The following is a 23,827-nucleotide window of genomic DNA, read 5'->3' as shown; positions in this document are numbered from 1 at the left end:
GCATTGAATATGAGGTTTTTATAATCCCCGATTGCGGTCTTTATCGTCAAACAAGCCTTTATCGCGGTCTGTGCCTTCATTTCTCAGTGTATCTTCATCGATATCCGCTTCTTCTCGTCGCACCGTTTCACGGACATGTTCAGTGTCCTGGACTTTGCGTTTACCCACAACGATCTCTTCACTGACTACATCGTCTTTTGTCACATTCAAACGCTCTTCAGTGACATCGACATTGATGGAATCTTTATCGTCATATCCGCCGTAATCCGTACTCGCTTCATTCACGGGGCGCCGTTCGACATAGACTTCTTCCCGTTCAACCGGAACATCAACTGTCTGCTCTTCTTCCACCACGTGCTTGCCGACATTCACTTCACCTGTCTGCACACGTTCTTTATCGACATTCAGACGCTCCTCGTGCAGTTTCAGGCTTTCTTCGGTACCGGCTGCAGTATCCGAGAAATCACTCCGCGTGCGGTCTGTCCCTGCGCCTGTTGCAGTGCCGGAAGTAAATGTTCCGGATGTGCCCGCATAATCACGATCGACATATAAAAGGATACGGCCGTTCTCTACATGGCTGCCATAATCCGAGTCATAGGAAGTATCATCATTGATGCTGCGATAGGAACTTCTTTCCGTATCGTCACTTGAGAATAGATTTTTGAATTTATCTTTCCAATTGCTGTCATGGTCACTGGATGTAACGTTGATCCCGGAGGTCCCTTTCAATGTATCGACATTTGCACCGTCTTTGGCAACTACATACATATCTTCTTCACGGTAACCCTGTTCTTTCAATTCTTCGATTTTCTTGAATACCTGCGCCTGCAGTTCAAAAGTGCCTACAAGTTTGTCATTGTTGTGATTATTGTTCATCATCTTAAAACCTCCAATGAATTGTTTGTTTTTATTGATGAAGCTAGTATCTGTGTACCCGCTGAAAATCGGGTTAAACATTAGGTGGCCTGTCGCCATCCGGCAGGTTGCTTTCATCGATATCCACTTCTTCACGCCTCACCGTTTCAGAAATGTGTTCCGTATCACTGATTTTTCTTTTCGTAATGACAATCTCCTCTGTCACAACTTCCTTTTTAGTAACCACCAGCCGTTCCTCAACAACCGGAATATGGAGTTCGTCTCCGACATGATAAGGTTCCGTTCTGATATCGCTGCTTCCATCGCCAGAGTCATCCACCGGTCTCCGTTCAACCACGACGTCATCCCTTTCAACCGGCACATCCATCTCCTGCTGTTCTTCCACTATGCGTTTATTGACATTGATCTCACCGGTCTGCACACGTTCCTTATGGACTTCCAATTGTTCTTCATGAAGAAAAAGACTCTCTTCACCAGATCCGGATTGCTGCTTGCGCCGTTCGGTTCGGCTCATGATCGGCGGTCTGTCTGAGCTGCCATCCTTTGATTGCCCATCATCAGAGTAGTAATTGCCTGATTTGAAAAGCTCTTCCCTGCTGCCAGGATCAGCGTTCCGCACTTCGCTGTATTCTTCATCATCGGCAAATAAAAATATTTCGCCATTTTCAATCCGGCGGTTATAGTCCTCAGATTGCTCCCGCGTGAATCCCATTTCTTCAAAAACATTTATCAGTGACTGGTTTCCGGAAAAAAGATCCTTGAATTTATCGATCCAATCCCCTTCCTGCTCCGTACTGAAATGGACACCGGAAAAGGAGCGCAATCCATTGATCTGTTCATTGTCCTTCGCAATAACATATAAATTATCTGATGGGTAGCCTTCGGACTTCAATTCTTCAATCTTATCCTGAACCTCCAATTGCCCACCGAAGAAACCGAATTGCTTTGCACCTTTTTTCTCCATTGATCTATACCTCCATCATTCGATTTGGATTAGGTTAGCCATTATAGACTCACTACCCTTTGCCTTTTGGATCAAAACAAACCAGGTCCGCACAAAACAAAACAGCCCTCTTCCTGGAAGGGGCTGCCGACGGGACCTATTTTTTCCTGCGCGAACTGAAATCTCTTTCTATCTCTTTTTTCCAGCTTGGATCGATGGATTTACCTATCCGGAAGGAAGAGACCGCTTCGCTCAAAACGTTAAAATTGAGTTCTGTGCCTTCAGCATCTGCATGATAATTGACGGCGAATTCCTCTTTTACCCCGAATTTCTTCGCCGTGGCGATGGCATCGATATTCGCACCCAAAAAGATGAATTCCCAATCGGATCGACCTTTCATTTTTCCGATCATCTCCTGGACCTTTTTATAATCATATTCACAGCTGGCGTTTTCCATGCCGTCTGTCGTGATGACAAACATGATTCGGTCTGCACGCTGATCTTCTCCAGCCCCTTTTTGGGCATTCGCTGCCTTCTGTATGGCAAACCCGATTGCATCCAGCAGGGCAGTCGTGCCGCCTACTGCATACTCAGTTTCCGTCAGCGGCGAAACTCCTGCCAGCGGAATTCTGTCATGCAGCAATTCATATGCCTGGTTAAACAGCACAGTTGTGACCCGCACATCTCCGGAAAGTTTCCGCTGTTTCTCGATCAATGCGTTGAACCCGCCGATTGTATCCTGTTCCAAACCTGCCATCGACCCGCTTTTATCCAGGATAAAAATTAATTCTGTCTTGTCTTTTCTCATTTAAAGTGCCTCCCTAAGAGTTATTTACATCTTAAGGATAGCTCTTTGCCCTTACGAATAGGTCGCTTCGGAAGCGACATTTCATACCCCCAGAAGCAGCTGGTCGAATGCGAATAAAGCTTCGTTGATCTCATGGATATTATAAATTTTCCGCTCCACAAAATACAGGATGATCAAATCGAACTTATGGCTGCGGGACAAGCCATAGCCAGCTTTCCGAAGAAGATCCTCCATTTCCGGAACCGTCAGTTCGAGAGCGACAGCAAATGCGTATATCGTTTTTTTCATCGGTGTATATCCAGGGGAATTGCGTATTTTCGAAAATAATTTCCGGTCGATATTGGCTTTTTTATAAGTCTCCGTGTCGGTCATGCCTTTTTCATCGATATGGCGGAATAAAGCTGAGGTAAACGATTCATCCATATTCTCCAACAGATCTTCCAGGCTTTCGCCCAGATCGGATTCCAACCTGACTTTCTGCTCGAGGCTGTGCGAGATGATCTCCGGTGCATCTGAGAAACGCCGGCGATTATGCTTTTCCTCCATCGCAGCCGCTTCATGTTCCTCAATGAAGGAAGAAATCGATTCAACAAGTTTTTTGCTGATGCCAAAGGACTGCTTATCGAACACCACTAGCGATACATGCATGTCATGATTTTCCAGGTATGCAGCAATTTCTGAAATGGCGACCTTCAGAGCAGGTTCTTTCGGGTAGCCAAAAATACCGGTGGAGATGAGGGGGAATGCTACCGACTTACAGCCGATCGATAACGCCAGTTCCAATGAATTCCGGTAACAATTCCGCAGCATGGCCTCTTCATGATGGGTCCCTCCTTGCCAGACCGGCCCAACTGTATGGATAATAAACCGGGCAGGCAGCGCAAACGCATCGGTCCAAACCGCTTCACCGATTCCGCAATAGCCGATGCGCACGCAAGCTTCCTGAAGCTGGTACGCCCCGGCCGCATTAAAAATGGCACCGCATACGCCGCCGCCCATTTTCAGCCCCGAATTGGCGGCGTTGACGATGGCGTCCGTATTCATCTTGGTGATATCATTCCGCACAATTTCGAGTGGCATGTCCGCATCCCCTTTTTGGCTCTCTTTTCTTTTTCCAGCTAGTTTCTCTCATTTTATCATATCCGTTGATGTCAGCTATCCAGCAACTGTCATTCCCAGTTGGTGGATCAGCCCATTCAGGATATAATTAACTCTGCTCAAGAAATGGAAAAGAGGTGTTAATTTTGAGAAGCGGAAATCCAAGTTTGAAAAAAGATGCATTCGAAAACTTCGACAATTCCGGCTCAGGTGAAACGATGACCATTGGCGGGACAGTAAATAAGACGCTGATACTGATCCTGCTGGTGCTGATCACCTTCGTCTACTCCTGGAATCAGTTCGCTACCAGCCCGGAAAACGTATTGCCGTTGATATTAATCGGGGCAATCGGCGGTTTGCTCATCGCGTTGATCACTATTTTTGTACCGAAAGCATCGCCATTCATTGCGCCATTATATGCTTTATTGGAAGGCCTGTTTCTCGGAGCCGTCTCTGCACAGTACGAAGCTCAATACGGCGGCATCGTGTTTCAGGCCATCCTGTTGACGATCGCCGTACTGGTCAGTCTGCTATTGGCATATAAATCAGGACTCATCAAAGTGACACAAAATTTCCGTCTCGGAGTCGTGGCGGCAACCGGTGCGATTTTCCTTGTATATGTCATCTCGTTCATCGGCAGATTTCTCGGCTTCTCCGTGCCCTTCCTTCATGAAGCTTCGCCAATCGGCATCGCCATTTCGATCGTCATCGTCATTATTGCCGCGCTGAATCTGGTGCTCGATTTCGATTATATTGAACACGCTTCAGCCAACCGCGTACCGAAATACTTCGAATGGTATGGCGCATTCGGTTTGCTTGTCACATTGGTGTGGCTGTATCTGGAGATCCTGCGGCTGCTGTCGAAAATCCGGAGCCGGTGATGATCATCCACGATGCAATCCAATAAATGCTGTAAAGCCGCAAATGGAGATAATCCGTTTGCGGCTTTTTCCTGGAATTTATTTCAGACCATTTCCCGTACCGCTTTCAGCTGCGCCTCCATATCATCGAGCCACATCATACATTTTGTCTGGAGCCACGGGAATGGATGATAATAGAGTGGATGCTGTCTGAAACGCAGCCCCTTCACTTCTGCGACTTCCCATAAAATTGTATTCGCTTCGGTAGCGGCAGACAGTATTTGCGGTTTTGTTCCCCATCCTGCTATCACGGTTTCCGCATTTTCTACACGGTCCAGCAATTCGTGGTAGCGGTCAATGGAAAAGATGCTGTGACGGTTATACCTGTGACCGGACATCCATTGCTGGCCAGCCTTATATTCTTCGAATTTGGCCGTCCTTATATCCGTCAGATTGATGATCTGGACATGATTCCATCCCATCCGTTCCATGAGGCGCATCAGCTGAAACATCGTATTATCGGGAGCTGCCGGCACCATCGGCAGGGATTCCAGCTCCCCTGAAGGCAGCGAAATACTTTCCTCACCTTCCACAGGCAGGCATTTCCCCGGGTTCAGAAGAACAAATAGCGCATCCGCTTCTTCCTGCCACACCCCATTCCGCCGGATCGCAGCCACACTCCTGCATAAATGGATCCGTCCATTCGTTTCCAATTTGTAGAAAACCGCTTCTGCCGAAAAAATCGATTCCAATTCCTTACTGTTTTTAAACATGAAAAAACCTCCTTCAAATTTTTGGTCTTGATTGAAGAGGCATCCCCGGGAATGAGCGGCAAAGTGATCCGCCATTCCATATGTATATAAAATCATTATAGCAAACAGAACTTATGTTCGCAAATATTTTTTGATTATTCTAACTTTCTGTTCGTCAGAGCAGGAGATCCGCGAATTTCTTCTATTTCATGTGACCGGAAAAAGTGCCTTCTTCTATTTCCCTGTATCCTTTTTTCAGTTTGGAATGGATCATCTTTTCCGCTTCTATAAGGCATTTTTCAGGGGTCGGAAATTCCTTTGAATTGACCGATCCCAAAGTGCCCATTCTTCCGTATGAAACAATGAAAAAATTACCTGACACTTTTATCTTCCAGAACTTATTGGATTTTAACGTTCTGCACACCAATGATTTTTCCATTTCCCTGCTCCATTTCTTTCAAGACTCAATAGGTTTGTTTCGATTTAAATATCTTCAATAGAAAAGGTGAGAGCTCCAGACTCCCACCTGCCGTCAATAATTCTTCATCCAGTTCAATCAGCTGCAGGTTTATTCCTTCCCAGCGACCAGACAACCACCGGTATGAGAAGCAGCGCCAGAAATCCTCCAGCGAGCGACAGCACCGTATAGCTGAACCCTGCGACCACCATGCCCGACAGCATTCCGCCCGCTGCACCCGACAATGCGACCAGCACATCGACCGTCCCCTGTGTTTTCGCCCTGGCTTCTGGCAACGTCGAATCGACGATCAAAGCTGTTCCGCTGATCAATCCGAAATTCCAGCCGAGGCCGAGAAGTGCGAGAGCAAGAACCAGCATCGGCAAAGAACTGCCGGGCGCAAAGGCTGCGACGATACCTGCAGAAAGAAGTGTGATGCCTGCCGCAACAGCCATGGCTGTCCGTCCGACTTTATCGACCAGGATTCCTGTCAAAAGTGATGGCAGATACATTGCCGTGATATGGATACTGATCACCATGCCGACTGCGCCGAGGCTATGGCCGTGATGGCCCATATGGACAGGTGTCATTGTCATGACGGCCACCATGACCAGTTGTGTAATGACCATCACAGTAGCGCCAAGGAATACTCCCCGGCTATTGATCACTGGCAGTTCGGCTGCTTGTTTATTGGCGGATTTATCATCCTGTCCTTTTTTGACTGCTGCCGCCTGTGCGACAAGCAGCGGATCTGGACGCAGGAATGTGAAGAGCACGAGGGACGCCAAAAAATACACTGCAGCGGCCAGGATGAAAGGTCCCGCGAGTGCCGGGACGCCTATGGACTCGGCGAAACGGCCCATGGCCCCCACCAAATTGGGCCCTGCAAAAGCACCGAATGTGGTGGACACCATCGCAATACTGATCGCCTTGCCGCGCTGTTTGGCGCTGGCAAGATCCGTACCGGCGTAACGGGCAAGCAAATTGGTCGCCGTTCCGGATCCATAAAACAGCAGCGAAATCAGCAGCATCGGTAAATTATCCGCTACCGCTGAAAGGATGACTCCGACTGCGCCAGCCGCACCGACGAAAAATCCGGCAGACAAACCTGGACGCCTTCCGAATTTCTGCGATATTTTACCGACCGCATAAGCGCCGCCTGCCGATCCCAATGTGAAAAGAGCTGTCGGAATACCGGCGAAGATCGCGTCGCCGAACATATCTTCCGCAAGGAGTGCCCCGACTGTGACACCTGCAGCAAGGCCAGCGCCACCTAGAATCTGTGAAATAACGACAATCCACAAGGTTTTCCGGTAAAGCTGCCGCTGCATTTCAGCTGAATCCACATACTGTTTCATCAAGTCTGTCCGGCGCTTTGCCGACGTTCGAACTTCTTTTTCCTGAGCCACTGCACTTCCCTCTTTCTATTGATCAATACGCTAAGTATGGACGGTAAACCGGAATTCATCAATAGCTTATATGAAAATGAAGGCCTGCCTGAAATCCATTTCTGATGGACGGGCTAATAGTCCATTGGTAGCAAAAAATAATTTGGAACAAAATGTATACAATAAGGAATAATTATCCTTATTTTGGAAAATTGCTATTGAGTTTCCCCTGATGATTTTGTATAGTTGCAGATAGGCGGTTCGGTTTTAGAGAAAATAATGTCATGCTCCGGTGTACAGCCGGTGCCAAGCAGCCAAACATTTGCCATCGCCTGCAAGCCAAAACTAGATAGATAGAAGGAACTCCATTCATGCATTCACATGTACAAGTTAAAAGACCAAAATTAATGGCCGCTATTTTGATGCTCGGCTCGTTCATCGGCCTATTCGGTGAGACTGCGTTGAATATGGCTCTCACAAACATCATGGAAGATTATTCGATCACAGCGGGCACCGCCCAATGGCTGACCACCGGCTATTTACTGGTGTTGGCCATTCTGGTGCCCCTGTCCGCCTATTTGGTGCGCTGGTTCAGCACGCGTCAGCTGGTCATCGCAGCTTTAGTGATTTCCTCCCTGGGCGCAGCGCTTGCTGCAATGGCGCCAAGCTTTTCCTTCCTGTTGACTGGACGATTGATACAAGCGGTCGGCACCGGGATTTTCCTGCCGCTCATGTTCAGTGTCATCATGCTGATTTTCCCCATCCAAAAACGCGGAGCGGTGATGGGCATTGTCGGCTTGGTCATTACAGCCGGCACCGCTTTGGGCCCTACACTCAGCGGTTTGATCATCAGCGCAAGCAGCTGGCATTATATCTTCTGGGTGATGGTGGCATTAAATATCGCTTTGCTGCTTAGTGCCCTGAAGATTGAAAACGTGTCGGATATCACCAAGCCTAAAATTGACGTCCTGTCATTATTCTTATCCACCATCGCTTTTGGCGGCATCATCTTTTCACTTTCAACTTTGGCTGAAACACCATTTACAGATGCGCTTGTCTGGGCTCCACTGACGATGGGGGCAGCCGCCTTAATGCTGTTCATCCTGCGCCAGCTGAACATGGACCATCCGATGGTCGATCTGCGTGTCTTCAGTTATCCAATGTTCGCCCTTGGCACGCTGCTGATGTTCCTGACCCTGTTTGTGATCTTGTCCGTCGCCATCATGATCCCGATCTACCTGAAGAGTGTGCTCGCCTATACGTCAATTGCTGCCGGGTTATTGATGCTGCCGGCCAACCTTTTGAATATCATCATGGCCCCGGTCGTCGGTTCGAATTTTGACCGCGTCGGCGCCCGTACTTTTACACGTCTCGGCTTCGGTTTCATCACAGCGGGGACAATCATGTTTCTGCTGTTCCTTTCCGCAACAACTCCCGTATGGCAAATAATTGCGGCGCTATGTGTATTGTTCCTGGGGATATCCATGACGATCATGCCAGCGCAAACCCATGCGATGAACCAGTTGCCGCGCAATTTGTTCGCAGATGGTTCAGCTGCCATGAACACGTTGACGCAAGTCGCCGGTGCTGCTGGAACCGCAATTGCCATCACATTATTCACTGCAGGCCAAAACGACTTTATCGTGGAATTCGGGGCTTCCTCCCCGCCGGAGTTTTTGGCTAACGGCGTCCATTATGCATTTTATGCAGTGCTCTCAGCTGCCATAATCGGTTTGATCGGTTCCGTATTCATTAAGAATAACCGGGCGGAAGCAGAATAAAGTCAAAAACACACCTATCCCGTATCGGATAGGTGTGTTTTTAAATCCATCGATAAAACAGCTCGCTATAAAGGGAGTTCAGATATCCAGCTCATACTGTTTCACAATAGTCTCAAGCTTCAATGCTTTTGTTATGTCACCCTGAATTTTTAATTTCCCGGTCATGAATGCGGCCATGCCGTTCAGTTTGCCTGCCAGGAATTTATTGAAATTATCATAGGACATGACCAGGGTACAGTTTGGATCCACTTTATGTTCCAGTATTTTCGCCTGGCCATCCTTCAATTGCAGCTGATAGGCTTCCCCGTCGATTTCGAATTGATAAACCGTATCCATCGATGCGATCGGCTCCGGATTTTGATTGATTTCCTTTTCAATTTGCTGCATGGTCTCATTCAGTGTAGCATTCGTCATTCATTTCATCCCCCAATGATTTTCTTAGTTTTCAGTTCTAGCGCACGATTTTCACCATTCACAATCGAATTGACAATATGCAGCGAATCCCATTCCCTGCCGGAAATTTTGATGAGCGGATATTGCTTCGGAAACAGTCTTTTTCGGATTTCCTCTGCAGGAAGCCCTTTCTTATGCAGATCGAGCACTTCCGAGCGGACAGAATTCAAATACTCCCTTTTCTGCTCCAGGGCTGTTCTTCCCTCTTGAATAATGCCAGCATGATTACAATAAAGCACACCAAAATCATAGGACAGCACCCGGTCCAGCGACTGGATAATTGAGGGAATGTCCTCTTCTGCCAGAATAATTTTCGTTCGCGGGTTGACAAAAAGATCCCCGGTAAAGAGCTGGCCGGTTTCACGGTTCAGGAAAGCCTTATGGTCATGGGCATGCCCCGGTGTATCGATGACATCCCATTCGGCATTCCTCGAACTGAACATTTCCGGCATCGGCTTTGCAGTGAACGGCTCCCGTTTCCCCCAGAACAACTTGCGGTACAGCGGGTAATCCGCTTTCTGCGCGCATGCATCCACTGATTTTTCGCTCAGATAAATCGGTACGTTCTTCGTCTGTTCGATATAGGCGGCGTTTCCCGAATGATCTTCATGGGAATGGGTGATCATGACCTGGTCGAAATCCGCCTCATCGATAAATGGCTTAAACTGCTTATGTAAGGATGCCCCGCCCGTATCAATCAGCACACCGTCAACCAGATAACTGTAGACATTCAACGAAATACGCTGGAACTTCACTTGGCCGTTCAGCCAGGACACGCCATCCTGTTCACCTGCCTGCATCTGCTTTTTGAACACCATGCGTCTGCTCCTTTCATATCCCTAAAAATGAGTGGCCATTCAATTTTAACTTAAAAAGACAGAAAAATAAATCTTCTTCCGCATATTTTTTTATATGAAGAAAAGCAGCCGCTTGCTCTTCTGTAGGAAGCAAGCGGCTGCTTTATCGTTTTATTCAATTCGTATAACTTTCCTCTTTCTTACTGTAAGCTTCGTAAGCGAAATAGCCGACCAAATAACCGAGTGCACTCCCCATGGTGATCGTTGTCAGTAAACTGAACGGCAGAAACCAGCTTGTGGCAGCACCCAGCATAGCACCGAACATCAGGCCGAGTGGGATCAGGCTGTTCAGAAGAACCTGTGCATTTTCACTCTTCTTCTCACCAAGCGTGCCAGTCCGCTGTTTCGTTTTTAACCGGAACACGACAAACAGTGCAATTCCGGAAACAAAAATAAGCGGCAATAAAATCTCAAGTATATCCATAATTGCTTCCATGCGAGCAGCTCCTTCCCATTTAAAATTCATCATGTCACATTATGCGCTGCTTGAATTATCACCATATTGTAAGGATAACCTATCCAAAAATTTATACCACCGATACTATCAGAACATTCAAATAAAATGCATTGTTTCCCCAGCTTATCTTTAGTTCTGCCAAGTAAATTCATGTTATCATGAACAGAAAAATGCGAAGGAGCTATGATATGACGAAGATCAAGCTAGCTTTTATTATTTTGATTTCCTTAGTCCTGAGTGCTTGTTCTCAGGAAGATATAGAGCCGGCGAAGCTTGTCGCTTTAGGTGATTCCATTACATTCGGGGCTAATCTGGATGATAGCGAACATGCGGCATATCCTGTTTTGATCGGAGAAGAAGCGGGTTTCGATGTATCTAATCTTGCAGTATCCGGCTGGCAGACCGGGCAAGTGACAGCAGCTTTACAGCAGGACGAAGAGTACCGGGAACAGGTCCAGGAGGCCGATTATATAGCCATGACCATCGGTGGGAATGATTTGCTGCAGATCCTGGGGAACGCACAAACTGAAAGTTCAAATGACCCGATGAGAATGGCCAACAGCCTTCTTCAGCAGCTCAGCACGAATCCGTTAGCTGCCGATCTGAAAGCCCTGATCGATGAGATCCGGTCATTAACAGATGCAAAAATCCTTCTATATAATGTTTATAATCCACTGCCTCCCTCAAGTGAACTGTATGACATCGGCGAGTCGCTGCTGCCCCAGATAAATGCCATCTTTACAGATATTGCCGAAAGCCATGAAAATGTCGTTCTTGCCGATGCATTTTCAGCGTATCAGGAGAAACAGGCCGACTACATCATCGCGGGCGACATCCATCCGACTGCGGAAGGTCAGGCAGTGCTGGCGGAGATTGGGTTGGAGGCTTTGGGGTTGGAATGACAGCGATTACTTTGAATAAGCAAAATAGCCTGTTCTTCTACTTAAAATATATATTATCATTTTAATGCTATGATAAATCATAACGGTTAAACGTAATGATTTCAAAGGAGACGATAGTGCGCATATCGATCAAATAAAATAAACCTGTAAATCCAATTAGTTCTGGAATTTACAGGTTCGATCTATCGTTTATTTATTGGATTCCATGCTTCTTCCCATTCAACTCACTCGTCAACTCTTCAAACCACTCTTTATCCCCAGTCTGCAAAGCCAGATCAATCAGATACTCCAGCTGTGCCGTATCTTTCGGCACCGTCTGCTGCAGACTTTCAACCTGCTTCACAGCCAGTGGAATCGTCTTGCCAATAATTGCTTCGTTGTCACTTTCAGCTACCGTCACGTTCACAGCACCGTGTACCATGCTCATCGAATCAATAAAGCCGATGATTATTTCACCGTTTATGGAAGTCGCTTTTACCCAATCGCTTGTTTTCAATATTGTTTTCTCTTCATTCATCTCTGAACACCCCTTTTAATCTATTTTAAAAAAATATTTTAGCATTCTAGTTATCAATACCCTCTTCAACTATTTATATCCTTCTCGAAGGGGGTAAAACGAATATTACTCCTCCTGCCACCGTAACTCAATAAATATGCTCTGAATTCAGGATAATTACCTCACTCATGTCCATCTATCTATAATATCCTCCCCCGCGAAGCTGTTTTGCGGAATATCGGTTATTAAACACTACTCCTCCTGCTCAAACAACGTCACACTTTCAACATGATTGATGAATCTTCTCAATTCCTTCACTTCTTCTCTTGATATGGATCCGGATTCGTAAAGCCTGAAGATTTCGGACCGGCCGACATCCAGTAACCGGATCCGCAGCACTTCTTTTTGAATTTCATATTTATCGGCAATCGACTGGTCCGGATTTTCCATGCGGGCGATTTTATGCCGGTATTCTGTAATGACCTCATGCAGCAGATCATCATCGCCCTTGTCTTCCGCCAGTTTCTCCAGTTCCTTCACAGCTGCCTGGAGCGCCTGCAATTGATATTCCTGTCCTTCAGGAAATGACTTCGGCTTCCTATTCACCTCGATGGCAGATCCTTTGAAATGGTTCCAGGCTCTCCTCAGTTTTCCCTGAAGATACAGGGAAAAAGAACGGATATTGTCTGAAGCGACTTCTTCCCGCCGGTCAAAGGACTTTTCAAAGGCCTTGAAGATTTTCCGGTCCATTTCCCCGTTCTCTTTGAGCCTCTTTATAAAGCTTCTTTCAGTTTTTAAACCGATCCGTCTCAATTCATTTATTTTCCTAACTCTTTCCTTATCGGCTTCCGACTTCGGATTTTCAGAAGGATCGAGCTGCTCGAACCTGCATTTGTATTCATCGATTAAATCGTATGCAGCCAATTCGTTCTCTTTATTCATTTCAGAGCGGATCTTCTGCAAGGAAGCCAGCAGCACCATTCTCCTTGCCTCTTCTAAACTCATTTCAGGTTTGGTCACACTTTGCTCCTTCGGCAATCTGTTCAAAAGCGGAAGGCTCACTGTAGCCAGGATCAGCGTGAACAGAATGGTTCCCGCTGCCAGGAAAAGCAACAGCGAACGCTGCGGAAAGCCGTCTCCGTTCTCAAGGAGCAGCGGAATGGACAGGACCCCGACCATTGTCACGGTTCCGCGTACGCCGGTCAGGCTGACGAGCAAGGAAGTTTTGAAACTCGGCTTGGAATCAGGCGCGATTTTTCCATAATTGTATTCATAAATGGAGAAAAGGTATGCCCATATAAAACGGATGCCGAGGATTACGAGCCCGATGGCGATGACATAAGAGAATATCAAGCCCAATCCCATTTCCGGATTTTCCAGAATCCCGCTCATGGAAGCCGGGATGCTCATTCCGAGCAGCAGGAACACGATGCCATTCAAAATAAATAAAAGAATTGTCCAGATATTTTCTGTCAGTACCTGTTCTTCTGCTACCAGTGTCGCTGTCTGTTCCCTCACCAATGAATGGATGATGCCGGCAACCACTACAGCAATGACACCTGAAGCATGCAGCACATCTTCGGAGATGATGAAGATGAAAAAAGGCGTAAGGATCTGCAGCAGCGTATGGAAAGTCACATCGATGATGCCCTGTCTCCGCAGCGCCAGCCGGATACCGATGAGCAGCAAAGCAAGTACCAGGCCAAGAATCCCGCCGGCTACAAATTTATACGAAAAATCGAGGGCTGCTTCCTGCCAGGAGAAATAGCCTGTCACGACAGCAGTGATCGCATAATTGAACGCGACAAGTCCGGATGCATCATTGATCAGTGATTCCCCTCTGACCAGGTTCAATACTTTCTTCGGCAAACGGACGCGCTTTGCAATGCCATTGACTGCAACAGGATCCGTCGGTGACAAAATAGCTGCCAGGGCAAATGCGGCCGCCAATGGAATTTCATCAATCAGCCAGTGGATGAAAAAGCCTCCGCCAAGCGTAGTCAGAAATACCAGAAGTATCGCATTGGAGAGGATAGCCCCTTTCATCCGCCATAATTCATCGCGGGGATAATTGCGGCCGTCATTATAAAGGAGCGGAGCGATGAACAGCAGCAAAAATCATTCCGTCTCAATATCCAGTGCAATATCTTCAAATACCAGAACAAGAATCAGCCCGAGCGGCACCTGAATCAAAGCGACAGGTATAAAAGGTATATAATTGCTGATGACATTGGACAGCAAAAGACAACCCAAAAGCAGCAGCACAGTCAGTAGTAAATCCATGGGGTTCCCCATTCCGCTTTAAAATAGTAAGTTTAGTATTCTTCTATACCCAATAATCCATTCCTTATATTTATTGTTTGCTTGTTTGAATGTAATAAATTCATTTTTTGAGTCCTTTTATTCTTATTAAAGGATGTAAGCTAATGAATGAGCGGAAGATGGCGACTCCTTGGTGATCAGCGGTAAATGGAGACCCCGCACGGAGCGAAGCGCAGGAGGAGGCTCCATTCACCGCCACTTGGAAAGCGTCCATCTGCAGCGAATTCATCACCCTCACCTCAGATTTCATTATCCCCTTTACATCCCCCACTTCTTCATTTACACTGGAGCCATCGGGACCAACCCGAACACAAAACAACCGCATACCGTTTTCTGCACTGGGGGTGCTTATTTTAGCTGAGATGCGAGCGAAAGCTCCGATCCCTTATGACTCGATCAGGTTAGGACCTGCGTGAGGAAGTGCGGTGACTTTCCGCAAAACGAACTTTTCAGGAGAAGGAATCTCCTTTTAATTTGCATGGAACAGTGGCTGCATCTTCACGGATGCGGCTTTTTTTGTGCACATTTTTAAGGAGGAATTTCATCATGGAACCATTGCAATGCGGCACGAGCCCGATCGTCGGATTTCGCTTCACGCTGAATCCGATGTCCGGAGACTTCATCAAAATCATCAAAGGGGCGTTGAACAGCACCGACACCTCGAACGTCTGGATGCACACGGACGACGTCTCGACCGTCATCCGCGGAAAACAAAATCACGTTTTCAATGTAGCGAAAGCTTTAACGCTGCATGCGGCGAAAACAGGAGAGCACGTTGCATTAAACGGCACATTTTCGATTGGCTGCCCGGGCGATTCATCTGGAGACGCTTATTTGGATAAAGACGATCAGCTGCTAAATACAGATGACACGAAACAGTACGTTTCTTCCCAGTTCGCGCTGTATCCGATGAATAATCCGGATTATATGGCGGTCATTTACCGAGAAGTCGAGCGCGCCAAAGAACACGGCGTCTGGAACGATTCGATGCATTATGCAAGTGGCATCCACGGCGACATCCATGAGGTGTTCGCATTTTACGAAGAGACGTTCACGCATGCCCGTTCAGATGAACACCGCCATCTCGTCATGACAGTGTCGATGAGCATCAACAGCCCGTCCCATACCAAAGCTGATGGAGGAAAAGCCGATGCTTAACTCGTGGAAACTGAAGGAAATAGTATTGATGTCCCTCTTCGGCGTCGTATTCGGCATCGTCTATCTGCTGTTCATCCATCTCGGCAACATCTGGGCTGGTCTGATCGGCCCGATCGCCTATGAATGGATGTTCGGCATCTGGTTCATCGTCTCGATCATCTGCATGCACATCATCCGGAAACCTGGAGCTGCCGTAATGCCGGAAACGATGGCCGCGGTCATCGAAGTGATGCTCGGCAATGCGGTTGGCCCCCGCCTCATCCTGTCCGGAATTGTCCAGGGACTCGGCGCTGAAGCGGCATTTGCGGTAACACGTTACCGCCACTTCAATCTTTTCGTCTTTATGCTCGCAGGTATCGGCGCCGCGGTTTTCAGTTTCATCTACGGTTTTTTCGTTTCCGGCTATGCCGCGCTTGACCCATCTTTTGTCGCGCTGATGTTCACTCTGCGCGTTCTCAGCGGTGCGATCATTGCGGGAATCGGCGGCAAATACATCGGGGATGCGCTCCTTGCAACCGGCTCGCTCCGGGGTTACGCAATTGCCCGGAGTAAAACAGGTGATGCAAGTGCCTGAAACGATTTTTGCAATGAACGACGTGTCCTTCCGTTTTCCTGATGACAGCCATCAAACGCTGTCTTCGGTCACCTTTTCGATCAATCGGGGTGAACGGGTCGCCATTTCAGGACCAAGCGGCTCAGGAAAATCGACGCTGCTGTATTTGCTGAACCGCCTTTATCCAATGAATTGCGATGGCATCGTCAAGGGTGAAATCGAGCTGTTCGGGAAGGCTTCCGAACTCTATGCGCCGGGGGAAATCAACAAGCGGGTCGCCACTGTCTTCCAGGATCCAGATGCGCAATTCTGCATGCCGACTGTCGAGGAAGAGCTGGCGTTCACGCTGGAGAACATGAGAACTCCGGCTAAAGAGATAGAAAAACGGATCGACCGTGTCCTGGAGTCGACCGGATTGACACATTTAAAGTACGTGAATATCCAAACACTGTCCGGGGGGATGAAACAGCGGGTTGCCACCGCCTGCGCACTCGTCATGGAACCTGAGGTCCTGCTGTTGGATGAGCCGATTTCACATCTAGATCCCCTAACCGCGAAGGAATTCATTTCCTGGCTGGACCTTTTGCAGCGGAGATTCGGCCTGACTGTCATCGCCGTCGAACATCGCCTCGACAGCTGGGGAGCTTTCTTCGACCGTGAAATTGCGATTGATCGTGCCGGCAATATTGCGGAGGACCGGGAATTTATTCCGCATGAAACATTGCACTACCCTGCCCGGATAAAATCGGTGAGTGACGAAGATTCCCTGTCTGCAGAAGGCCTTTCCGTGACAATAAAAGACAGAACCCTGCTCCTGCCCTTATCATTCACGTCGAAAAAGGGGGAATGCATCGTGATCGCCGGACCAAACGGCAGCGGCAAATCCACCTTAGTGAAAGCATTATGTGGAATCCTGAAAAAAGATTCGGGAACAGTTTCCGCCCATGCATGCGGTTATGTGCCGCAGTCGCCTGAATTCCTGTTTTTGACTCCGTCTGTGAGCCGGGAAATCGCGTTTTCAGGGACCTCTTCTGCACAAGAGCTTGAAGAATTGATGGAATCGCTGCGTCTGGCGGAAATAGCTGAGCACAATCCGTTTGCCGTCAGCCACGGCCAAAAGCGTCGGGTCGCAATCGGTGCGATGCTGGCGGATAAACGGAATATCCTGTTTCTGGATGAACCGACTTCTGGACAGGATCAGAGGGCTTTATTGGAATTATTCCACTTGATCGAAGAAAGATTGATTAGCGGTGACACGGTTTTCATCGTCACACACGATATGGAGTTCGCCGCGAGCGTAGCGGACTCGGTTCTGTTATTGAAAGAAGGCCATTTGTCGGGGATGTTCCCCGCCGAACAAATTTGGGAAGAAACAGATTTGCTTGCGGAACACAATCTGCTGCCGCCAAAAGGAGTGATGCAGCTTGCGGAATCTCCTGCATGACATGAATCCGGCTATTAAATTTGTGATGGTCACGGTAGTGATGCTGGGCTTGGCATTCTTCTTCAATCCGTGGACGCCCCTGCTGTTCTTTTTCGGCGTCATTTGCCTGCAATTATTCTTCAGCCGGATGGATTGGAAAATCTGGAGTTTATTCATGCTGCCTTTTACTCTCGGCGCGTTCGGTTACCTGTGGACAACGATCGTCTTCGGCGCTGAAACAGAAGGAACTGTCATCTGGTCGCTGTTCGGCTTTGAAGTGACCGATGAACAATGGGCAGTCGCCCTGTCACTGGCATTCAGAGTTCTGGCTTTCTCTTCCCTGTCACTCCTGTTCGCTTTAACGACGGACCCGGTCCGTTTCGTCATGAGCCTGATGCAGCAATTGAAATTGTCGCCGAAAATCGCTTACGGCGTACTGGTCGGCTACCAATTTCTGCCCGTGTTGAAGGATGAATTTTTCCAGATCCAGCAGGCGCATCGACTGCGCGGAGCCGCCACAGAAAAATATTGGTGGCAGCGTCTTCTCGGTATTCGCAGGGTCATCATTCCCATGCTTGCCGGCGCAGTCCGAAAAGCGGAACGCTCGGCTTTTGCAATGGAGGCGAGAGGATTCACGGGTGAAGCGCGTACGGAGTTTTACCGCCCGGTCCGTGCCGGCCGATTGGATATGGTGATGAGTCTCGTAATTGTCGCTTTGTTTGTGGGAAGTTGTGTGTTCGGAGTGTATTTGAGCGGTTAAATGAAAGACTGTCTGCGTTTGCGGACAGTCTTTTTGGTTTTTCGGGCTGCTTTCGCGGAGCGAAGGCGGCCCATGCAATTATTCTTTTGGATTTTTAGCTTTTCGCGTGCGAAAAGCATCCGTTTGTCTTTTGTATTGGAGTTTTTGATGGAAATGAAGCTCTTTTCTTCTCATAATCGAATGTTGAATCGAGCATGACGCCATATATCGGCGCTCAGCACTTTTTATCGGCGTTCGCCAAATCTCGCCTGAAGAATCTCACCCTTTGAGAGCAAGCTGCTGGTTTTTTCACTTTTTGCGTGCAAAAAGTATCCGTTTGTCTTTTGCTCTCGCTTCTTTAGAGCACTCTTCTGAGGTGCTGTGCGCAAATGCGGCCAGCACCTTTTTTTTATAGAGAATGGTTTCACTTATAGTCCGTCAAAGAACTGATAAGCATTGTCTCCGATTGGCTCGTACTGAATGGCGCCATCAAAGAAACGGGATTTTAACTCGTCGTCCGTGTAATGGTCTTTGCCGTTTCGTCCAGTGGCCAATCCGCTGATGGACTGGAAAACAGCGCCTCTATACCCCTCCACCCTGTTTCTTGTTGACGTTCTTTATTTTCGAAAAATCCCATATGTATTATATTACTTATATTCATTTTCAACCTGCTCTTTTATTCCAATAAAAAAGAGAGCCTCTCAGCTCTCAATTTTTCCGTATGTAATTTCGTCTTCGTCTCTGGCATCCACGCCTTCGCGGATATGGACAATCGTCCGCAAGATCAGGCGTGTTTTATCACTTTCAATCAGCCAGCGCTCATCCGGCACGATCTCGAATTGCTGCATGACGGTCTCTTTTGACTTTACAGACCCGGCAAACTCCATCGACTGTTTCGAAACGATCGTTTCGATGATGCTGAAATCACTGTCTGGACGGTCGTCATCCATCTGTTTGACGATCTGCAATTCGATGTAATCGATATCCTGATCAGCCTCTCCGCCTTCCAGATAAATCGTCCCATTCAATGTTTCGCCTTCTTCTAAGTGCGGCCGCTCCACTACAGTATCAATTTTCATGGATCCGACGCCTATCGATGATAAAAACTCCTTGAATTTCATAATGGGGAAACCTCCAAATTTTTGTAATGGTCTTTACCACTGATTGGAAAATGCTAAACGCTTAATGCAATTCAGTGTAATCATAATGATTTTCAAGATCCGCCTCATGTTTATTGTATCGGCGTTTGAATAATTTATAGGCATGGGCCACCAGCACGCGCAAAATTGCGTAACCCGGGATCCCCAGGATGACGCCCACAAAACCGAACAGCGAGCCGGCTGTCAAGAGAACGAAGATGATAGTCACCGGGTGGATGAACAGCGTTTTGCCCATAACCTGCGGAGAAATCAGATTTCCTTCCACGAGCTGGACCACCGTCCACACAACCGCAAGTTTCACCAGCATGAATGGCGAAGTGACCAAGGCGATGATGGCGGCTGGTGTTATGGCAATCGCCGGCCCGATATACGGAACGACACTTGTCACCATCGCCAGAACACCGAGCAGCAATGCGTAATCCATTCCGATGATCAGGAATCCGATATAGACCATGACGCCGATGCAGAATGCGACGATCAGCTGACCTTGGATATAGGCGCTGAGCTGACGGTCCATTTCATGAAACACTTCTTTCGTGTCGCGGCGCATGCGCGGCGGCAACAGCTTTAAAGCATACGCAGGCAGTTTCTCCCCATCTTTCAGCAAATAAAACAGGATGAACGGCACGATGACGATCGATAAGACAAATCCTGTGATCGTGGAAATAAAACTGGTGATCCCCGTCACGATCGAAGTCGCCGCATTCTGGATGGTTTCCCCGATATTGTTCGGCAGGGTTTCCAGCAATTGATCGATATCGAAGCTGGAACCTGTGTAATAGCCTCCGATAATGGATGTCCGCAAAAATGCATCGAGATTATTCAGCAACTGCATGAAATAACTCGGGAATTCTTCGATCAGATTGGTGAATTGTTCCCGCAGGAACGGCAATACCAATACGGTGATCAACGTCAGGATTCCCATTACTCCCAGGAAGAGGATAACGATTCCCCAGATCCTGGAGATCTTCAAACGCTCCAATAGCCGGAGAACCGGCCGCAGGAGATAATACAGGATCAACGCCAGGATGATCGGCAAAACCACTGTCTGCATAAAGACGATGACAGGATTGAAGATGAATGACACTTCCCTGAATATGAAAATGATCATTCCCAGCAGCAAGAGAGCGATTAACGTGAATAAGGTGTTTCGGCCACCCATGAACTGAATATAATTGGTTCTAAAAAATGAGGGCTTCTCTTCCGGCTCCATAACTCGACCTACTTTCAAATACCAGTTTCTCTGTCCATTTTACCATATATTCTGAAAGATTCATTGCAGTGATTGACCTAAAAATTCTCCCAGCGCCTGACGGTTCTGGTCGAGATCGATCTCAAGCACGGATCCGGCATGTGAATAGCTGGCGTTTCGATAGCTGTTGTCTACAGGAATCGTCAGCCTTTCAATGTCACTTGATCCGCCGATTGCCATGTCGACCGCCAATTTCATCTGGTCGAGCACCGGCATATCAGTTTGTACATATCCTTGGGCGGCACCCGCCAGCTTTGGAAATTTCGGAATGGCGGACAGGCTGATCATTTCTTCTTTCAATGCAGCCATGACCTGCTGCTGACGGGACACCCGTCCAAAATCCCCTTCACTGTCTGCACGGAAACGGGCATAGCCCAGCAGTTCCTGGCCATCCAGCTTTTGTCTGCCCTGAGTTAATGTAACACCGATTTTTTCCGACATATCTTTTTCGACATCAATTTCTACACCGTCCGGTGCACCGATATCCACTAATTTTTCAAAACTTGTAAAATCAAGCATAGCGTAATGGTGGATTTCAACTCCGAACATGCTCCGCAGCGTGTCAGCAAGAAGATCTGCTTCCCCGAGATAGAACGCTGTATTGAGTTTATAGGATTGGTAACCAGGAATCTGTGCATATATATCCCGCATGAATGAAACGACTTTCACATCGTTCGTTTCCTTATTATGGGCGACGAGCATCATCGTATCTGTCCGGGATTGCGCTTCCCCGCGTGAATCGACTCCCAGCACCAGGATATTTTCATAATTGCCGTTATCATCATCTCCACTGAAATTCATGGCAGGCAGATCCGTTTCTTCAGCCAGATTTTTTCCGCTTTGGAATTGGAAGAATGAATAAACTCCGGCAGCAAGCAGGACTATCAGCAGCAGGAGAAGGATTCCCCGTTTGCGGAATCTTTTCTTTTTCCGTCTTTTTCCTCTAAGTTGGCGTTCTTCTTCCATTTTGACACTTCCTTTTCTCTTTCCCATGCAAATATAGACGCATGGCCACACCAGAAGTTTCTGGGGGCATTTCTAATTTTTTTTAAGTTAAGCTACTTATTAACCGCTTCGGCGCTATGGGCCGGTTTCCCTCAATAAGCCTAGAAGGATTGCTGAGAGATGGAGCGAAACAGCAAAGACTCCCAATTATAGTCAAGGAAAACATGTGCTCCAGATCGCTTCGCTGCTTCGTCGCAAAGACTTAGCCTCGCTGGCGTCGGCTGATGTCTTCGCAGCTGTTTTGCGGAATATCAACTTATAGATTCATCAAACAAACTCATCTACCTCCAGTATAATCAATTTTATTGTCTGGAAACAGCGGCAGTGGTACTATTTCTTTTATGGAACATGAGAGGGGGAATGAGATATATGGAGAAAGCGACTTTTGCAGGCGGCTGTTTCTGGTGTATGGTCAAACCATTCGACCAGTTTGAAGGAATTGAGAAAGTGGTTTCCGGCTATTCCGGCGGCCATGTGGAAAACCCGACATATGAGCAAGTGAAGACCGGCACGACAGGCCACCTTGAAGTGGTGGAAATCACTTTCGATCCGGCTGTCTTTTCTTATGAAAAGCTATTGGACATCTACTGGCAGCAAATCGATCCGACTGACAATGAAGGGCAGTTCCAGGACCGCGGCGAACAATATAAGCCGGCAATCTTTGTCCATAATGAAAGACAACGGCAGATTGCTGAACAATCCCGCGCTGACCTGGATGCGAGCGGACGCTATAAAAAACCGGTCAACACGGAAATCCTGGATGCCGCTCCTTTCTATACAGCGGAAGATTACCATCAGGATTATTATAAGACGAACGCCGAACATTACGCTGAAGACCGCGCACAATCCGGACGCGACGAATTCCTCGAAGAAGTCTGGCAGGCTGAAAAAGCGAAATGATCCAACAGCAACGGACGCTTCCCACGTGGAAGCGTCCGTTTTTTTATTGCCTATAGGAGTTGGATGAAGATGATGCCTGCGAGCATAACGGCCAGGCCCAGAATATGGAGTGTCGTGATCCGGCCCCGACTTGAGCCCAATAGTCCGAAACGCTCCACCAGCAGGCTGCCGGTCAACTGCCCGAACAATGCCAAAATGACCGTTTGCCCTGTCCCTATTCTCCCCACAAGGAAAACGTTCAGCAATATATACAAGCCTCCGAGCAATCCGCCAATCCAAATCCACCACGGCGCTTTTTGCTCCACAGGATTTTTGACCGCTGCAAACGAGCGATATCGCAATGCGACCACAAGGACTAGAAATGCAGCCCCTGTTAGAAATGAAACGAAAGCTGCATGGACCGGCGAGCCGAGTAGAGATCCCAACTGTCCGTTCACAGCTGCCTGAGCAGCCATCAGCATACCGGCACCGGCACCGAGCAGGCGCCACGGCGATTGCCCGTCGCTCCGTTTCTCGGCAGCAGCCTGTTTTATTGCCACATGCCGTCCCGAAATGAGATCCGTCAGTGCAACGGTAAGGAAAATCCCGATGAACAATAGGATAACGCCGATCAACCGATTCCAGGTGAACGGCTGTTCAATCGAAGCGAACCAGCCGAAGTGATCGATGAGCATTCCCATAATGATCATCCCGAGTATCGGCATGACCGATGCCTGGATGCTTCCGATTTTAGGAAATAAAAAGATGCTGGTCGTCAGGCCAATGACCCCGAAGATTCCACCCAGCCAGATCCACAAAGGCTGCTCCGTTACAATATCCAAGGAAATAAGCAATGGCGTCCCGCTGACCACCATGACCATGGTGAGGAATACGGTACCCACCACGAATGAAATCATCGATGCCGTAAATGGGGATCCGACAAATTTCCTTAACCGGGAATTGACTGCCGTCTGCATCGCCAGGCCTATTCCAATACTTACCCCCACCAGCGCTAACAGCATAAAGTCTTCCCTCCGAATTAAATTTTATTCTTATAGAAGGAATCTGTTGAAATCCATCTTCCGGATTTTTCCCCTTCTTGTTCCGCTCCATCTTTCAAAATGCACAGAAATAGAGGACGGAACGAAAGAATTCCACTCTAGCATAGACCCTGGCGGCACAATTGTCAGCTATGTGACCAGAAAAAT

Annotated in this window: 26 protein-coding genes and 1 riboswitch; of the genes, 8 read left to right on the top strand and 18 right to left on the bottom strand. The window is 47.8% G+C overall.

Features of this window, described 5'->3' with window-relative positions; genetic code table 11:
- Nucleotides 1–18: 18 nt before the first annotated feature.
- The 4 genes from IQ294_RS04795 to IQ294_RS04780 all read right to left on the bottom strand — a co-directional run bounded on the left by IQ294_RS04795 (nucleotide 19) and on the right by IQ294_RS04780 (nucleotide 3,707).
- Nucleotides 19–879: a YsnF/AvaK domain-containing protein gene (locus IQ294_RS04795; protein WP_238942658.1), complete on the bottom strand. Its 861-nt coding sequence runs from the start codon at nucleotides 877–879 to the stop codon at nucleotides 19–21.
- A 70-nt stretch (nucleotides 880–949) separates the two neighbouring features.
- A complete protein-coding gene (locus tag IQ294_RS04790) occupies nucleotides 950–1,840 on the bottom strand; it encodes a YsnF/AvaK domain-containing protein (protein ID WP_203332892.1) in 891 nt (296 codons plus the stop codon).
- Nucleotides 1,841–1,976: 136 nt separating this feature from the next.
- Nucleotides 1,977–2,627, bottom strand: a complete 651-nt coding sequence (locus IQ294_RS04785) for a vWA domain-containing protein (protein ID WP_203332891.1) — start codon at nucleotides 2,625–2,627, stop codon at nucleotides 1,977–1,979.
- Nucleotides 2,628–2,708: 81 nt separating this feature from the next.
- Complete coding sequence (locus IQ294_RS04780) at nucleotides 2,709–3,707, bottom strand: macro domain-containing protein (RefSeq protein WP_203332890.1); 999 nt, start codon at nucleotides 3,705–3,707, stop codon at nucleotides 2,709–2,711.
- Between the two features lie 164 nt (nucleotides 3,708–3,871).
- On the opposite strand from IQ294_RS04780, the gene IQ294_RS04775 reads away from it, so the two are divergent.
- A complete protein-coding gene (locus IQ294_RS04775) occupies nucleotides 3,872–4,606 on the top strand; it encodes a Bax inhibitor-1/YccA family protein (protein ID WP_203332889.1) in 735 nt (244 codons plus the stop codon).
- A gap of 83 nt (nucleotides 4,607–4,689) precedes the next feature.
- Here the strand turns inward: IQ294_RS04775 and IQ294_RS04770 are convergent, their stop codons facing one another.
- The 3 genes from IQ294_RS04770 to IQ294_RS04760 form a co-directional block, all read right to left on the bottom strand.
- Nucleotides 4,690–5,358, bottom strand: a complete 669-nt coding sequence (locus IQ294_RS04770; protein WP_203332888.1) for a DUF1643 domain-containing protein — start codon at nucleotides 5,356–5,358, stop codon at nucleotides 4,690–4,692.
- Nucleotides 5,359–5,539: 181 nt separating this feature from the next.
- Nucleotides 5,540–5,776: a WGR domain-containing protein gene (locus tag IQ294_RS04765; protein WP_203332887.1), complete on the bottom strand. Its 237-nt coding sequence runs from the start codon at nucleotides 5,774–5,776 to the stop codon at nucleotides 5,540–5,542.
- 113 nt (nucleotides 5,777–5,889) lie between these two features.
- Complete coding sequence (locus tag IQ294_RS04760; protein ID WP_203333305.1) at nucleotides 5,890–7,152, bottom strand: MFS transporter; 1,263 nt, start codon at nucleotides 7,150–7,152, stop codon at nucleotides 5,890–5,892.
- Between the two features lie 401 nt (nucleotides 7,153–7,553).
- Here IQ294_RS04760 and IQ294_RS04755 point away from each other — a divergent pair, with 401 nt between their 5' ends.
- Complete coding sequence (locus IQ294_RS04755; protein ID WP_203332886.1) at nucleotides 7,554–8,963, top strand: DHA2 family efflux MFS transporter permease subunit; 1,410 nt, start codon at nucleotides 7,554–7,556, stop codon at nucleotides 8,961–8,963.
- Nucleotides 8,964–9,041: 78 nt separating this feature from the next.
- Here IQ294_RS04755 and IQ294_RS04750 read toward each other — a convergent pair whose 3' ends face one another.
- From IQ294_RS04750 to IQ294_RS04740, 3 genes are all read right to left on the bottom strand, one after another.
- Nucleotides 9,042–9,377 carry an SCP2 sterol-binding domain-containing protein gene (locus tag IQ294_RS04750; protein ID WP_203332885.1) on the bottom strand — a complete coding sequence of 112 codons (336 nt, stop codon included), beginning with the start codon at nucleotides 9,375–9,377 and terminating at the stop codon, nucleotides 9,042–9,044.
- 5 nt (nucleotides 9,378–9,382) lie between these two features.
- Nucleotides 9,383–10,234, bottom strand: coding sequence for an MBL fold metallo-hydrolase (locus IQ294_RS04745; RefSeq protein ID WP_203332884.1), 852 nt, complete (start codon nucleotides 10,232–10,234; stop codon nucleotides 9,383–9,385).
- A 154-nt stretch (nucleotides 10,235–10,388) separates the two neighbouring features.
- A complete protein-coding gene (locus IQ294_RS04740) occupies nucleotides 10,389–10,709 on the bottom strand; it encodes a hypothetical protein (RefSeq protein ID WP_203332883.1) in 321 nt (106 codons plus the stop codon).
- A 209-nt stretch (nucleotides 10,710–10,918) separates the two neighbouring features.
- Between IQ294_RS04740 and IQ294_RS04735 the strand changes: the two genes are divergently transcribed.
- Nucleotides 10,919–11,632, top strand: coding sequence for an SGNH/GDSL hydrolase family protein (locus IQ294_RS04735; protein ID WP_203332882.1), 714 nt, complete (start codon nucleotides 10,919–10,921; stop codon nucleotides 11,630–11,632).
- 193 nt (nucleotides 11,633–11,825) lie between these two features.
- Here IQ294_RS04735 and IQ294_RS04730 read toward each other — a convergent pair whose 3' ends face one another.
- The 3 genes from IQ294_RS04730 to IQ294_RS16275 all read right to left on the bottom strand — a co-directional run bounded on the left by IQ294_RS04730 (nucleotide 11,826) and on the right by IQ294_RS16275 (nucleotide 14,411).
- Nucleotides 11,826–12,149: an IDEAL domain-containing protein gene (locus IQ294_RS04730; RefSeq protein ID WP_203332881.1), complete on the bottom strand. Its 324-nt coding sequence runs from the start codon at nucleotides 12,147–12,149 to the stop codon at nucleotides 11,826–11,828.
- Nucleotides 12,150–12,380: 231 nt separating this feature from the next.
- Nucleotides 12,381–14,243: a cation:proton antiporter gene (locus tag IQ294_RS04725; RefSeq protein ID WP_238942657.1), complete on the bottom strand. Its 1,863-nt coding sequence runs from the start codon at nucleotides 14,241–14,243 to the stop codon at nucleotides 12,381–12,383.
- Nucleotides 14,244–14,246: 3 nt separating this feature from the next.
- On the bottom strand, nucleotides 14,247–14,411 hold the full coding sequence (locus tag IQ294_RS16275; protein ID WP_238942656.1) for a hypothetical protein: 165 nt from the start codon (nucleotides 14,409–14,411) through the stop codon (nucleotides 14,247–14,249).
- 369 nt (nucleotides 14,412–14,780) lie between these two features.
- Nucleotides 14,781–14,886, top strand: a riboswitch (TPP riboswitch).
- Nucleotides 14,887–14,996: 110 nt separating this feature from the next.
- Between IQ294_RS16275 and IQ294_RS04720 the strand changes: the two genes are divergently transcribed.
- From IQ294_RS04720 to IQ294_RS04705, 4 genes are read left to right on the top strand one after another with little or no spacing between them, the layout of a single operon-like run.
- On the top strand, nucleotides 14,997–15,608 hold the full coding sequence (locus tag IQ294_RS04720) for a YkoF family thiamine/hydroxymethylpyrimidine-binding protein (protein WP_203332880.1): 612 nt from the start codon (nucleotides 14,997–14,999) through the stop codon (nucleotides 15,606–15,608).
- Nucleotides 15,601–16,182, top strand: a complete 582-nt coding sequence (locus tag IQ294_RS04715; protein WP_203332879.1) for an ECF transporter S component — start codon at nucleotides 15,601–15,603, stop codon at nucleotides 16,180–16,182. The genes IQ294_RS04720 and IQ294_RS04715 overlap by 8 nt, the downstream gene beginning before the upstream one ends.
- The gene (locus IQ294_RS04710) at nucleotides 16,169–17,605 is read left to right on the top strand and encodes an ABC transporter ATP-binding protein (protein ID WP_203333304.1); all 1,437 of its coding nucleotides are present in this window, start codon (nucleotides 16,169–16,171) and stop codon (nucleotides 17,603–17,605) included. Before IQ294_RS04715 ends, IQ294_RS04710 begins: the two co-directional genes overlap by 14 nt.
- Nucleotides 17,586–18,344, top strand: coding sequence for an energy-coupling factor transporter transmembrane component T family protein (locus IQ294_RS04705; RefSeq protein ID WP_238942655.1), 759 nt, complete (start codon nucleotides 17,586–17,588; stop codon nucleotides 18,342–18,344). Before IQ294_RS04710 ends, IQ294_RS04705 begins: the two co-directional genes overlap by 20 nt.
- 407 nt (nucleotides 18,345–18,751) lie before the next feature.
- Here IQ294_RS04705 and IQ294_RS04700 read toward each other — a convergent pair whose 3' ends face one another.
- The 4 genes from IQ294_RS04700 to IQ294_RS04685 form a co-directional block, all read right to left on the bottom strand.
- Nucleotides 18,752–18,919 (bottom strand): hypothetical protein, encoded by a 168-nt coding sequence (locus tag IQ294_RS04700; protein ID WP_203332878.1) that lies wholly within the window; start codon nucleotides 18,917–18,919, stop codon nucleotides 18,752–18,754.
- A gap of 105 nt (nucleotides 18,920–19,024) precedes the next feature.
- Nucleotides 19,025–19,444 (bottom strand): sporulation protein, encoded by a 420-nt coding sequence (locus IQ294_RS04695; protein ID WP_203332877.1) that lies wholly within the window; start codon nucleotides 19,442–19,444, stop codon nucleotides 19,025–19,027.
- Nucleotides 19,445–19,505: 61 nt separating this feature from the next.
- Entirely contained in the window at nucleotides 19,506–20,696 is a 1,191-nt protein-coding gene (locus tag IQ294_RS04690) for an AI-2E family transporter (protein WP_203332876.1), read from the bottom strand.
- Between the two features lie 60 nt (nucleotides 20,697–20,756).
- Entirely contained in the window at nucleotides 20,757–21,701 is a 945-nt protein-coding gene (locus IQ294_RS04685; protein ID WP_203332875.1) for an LCP family protein, read from the bottom strand.
- A gap of 408 nt (nucleotides 21,702–22,109) precedes the next feature.
- On the opposite strand from IQ294_RS04685, the gene msrA reads away from it, so the two are divergent.
- A complete protein-coding gene (msrA, locus tag IQ294_RS04680) occupies nucleotides 22,110–22,640 on the top strand; it encodes a peptide-methionine (S)-S-oxide reductase MsrA (protein WP_203332874.1) in 531 nt (176 codons plus the stop codon).
- A 50-nt stretch (nucleotides 22,641–22,690) separates the two neighbouring features.
- Here the strand turns inward: msrA and IQ294_RS04675 are convergent, their stop codons facing one another.
- On the bottom strand, nucleotides 22,691–23,641 hold the full coding sequence (locus IQ294_RS04675) for a DMT family transporter (RefSeq protein ID WP_203332873.1): 951 nt from the start codon (nucleotides 23,639–23,641) through the stop codon (nucleotides 22,691–22,693).
- Nucleotides 23,642–23,827 lie beyond the last annotated feature (186 nt).

This window comes from Planococcus beigongshangi (assembly GCF_016820495.1).
In the GTDB taxonomy this organism is placed as follows: Bacteria; Bacillota; Bacilli; order Bacillales_A; family Planococcaceae; genus Planococcus; species Planococcus beigongshangi.
The sequence above is the reverse complement of the archived record's forward strand: the minus strand, read 5'-3'. Positions and strand labels throughout refer to the sequence as shown.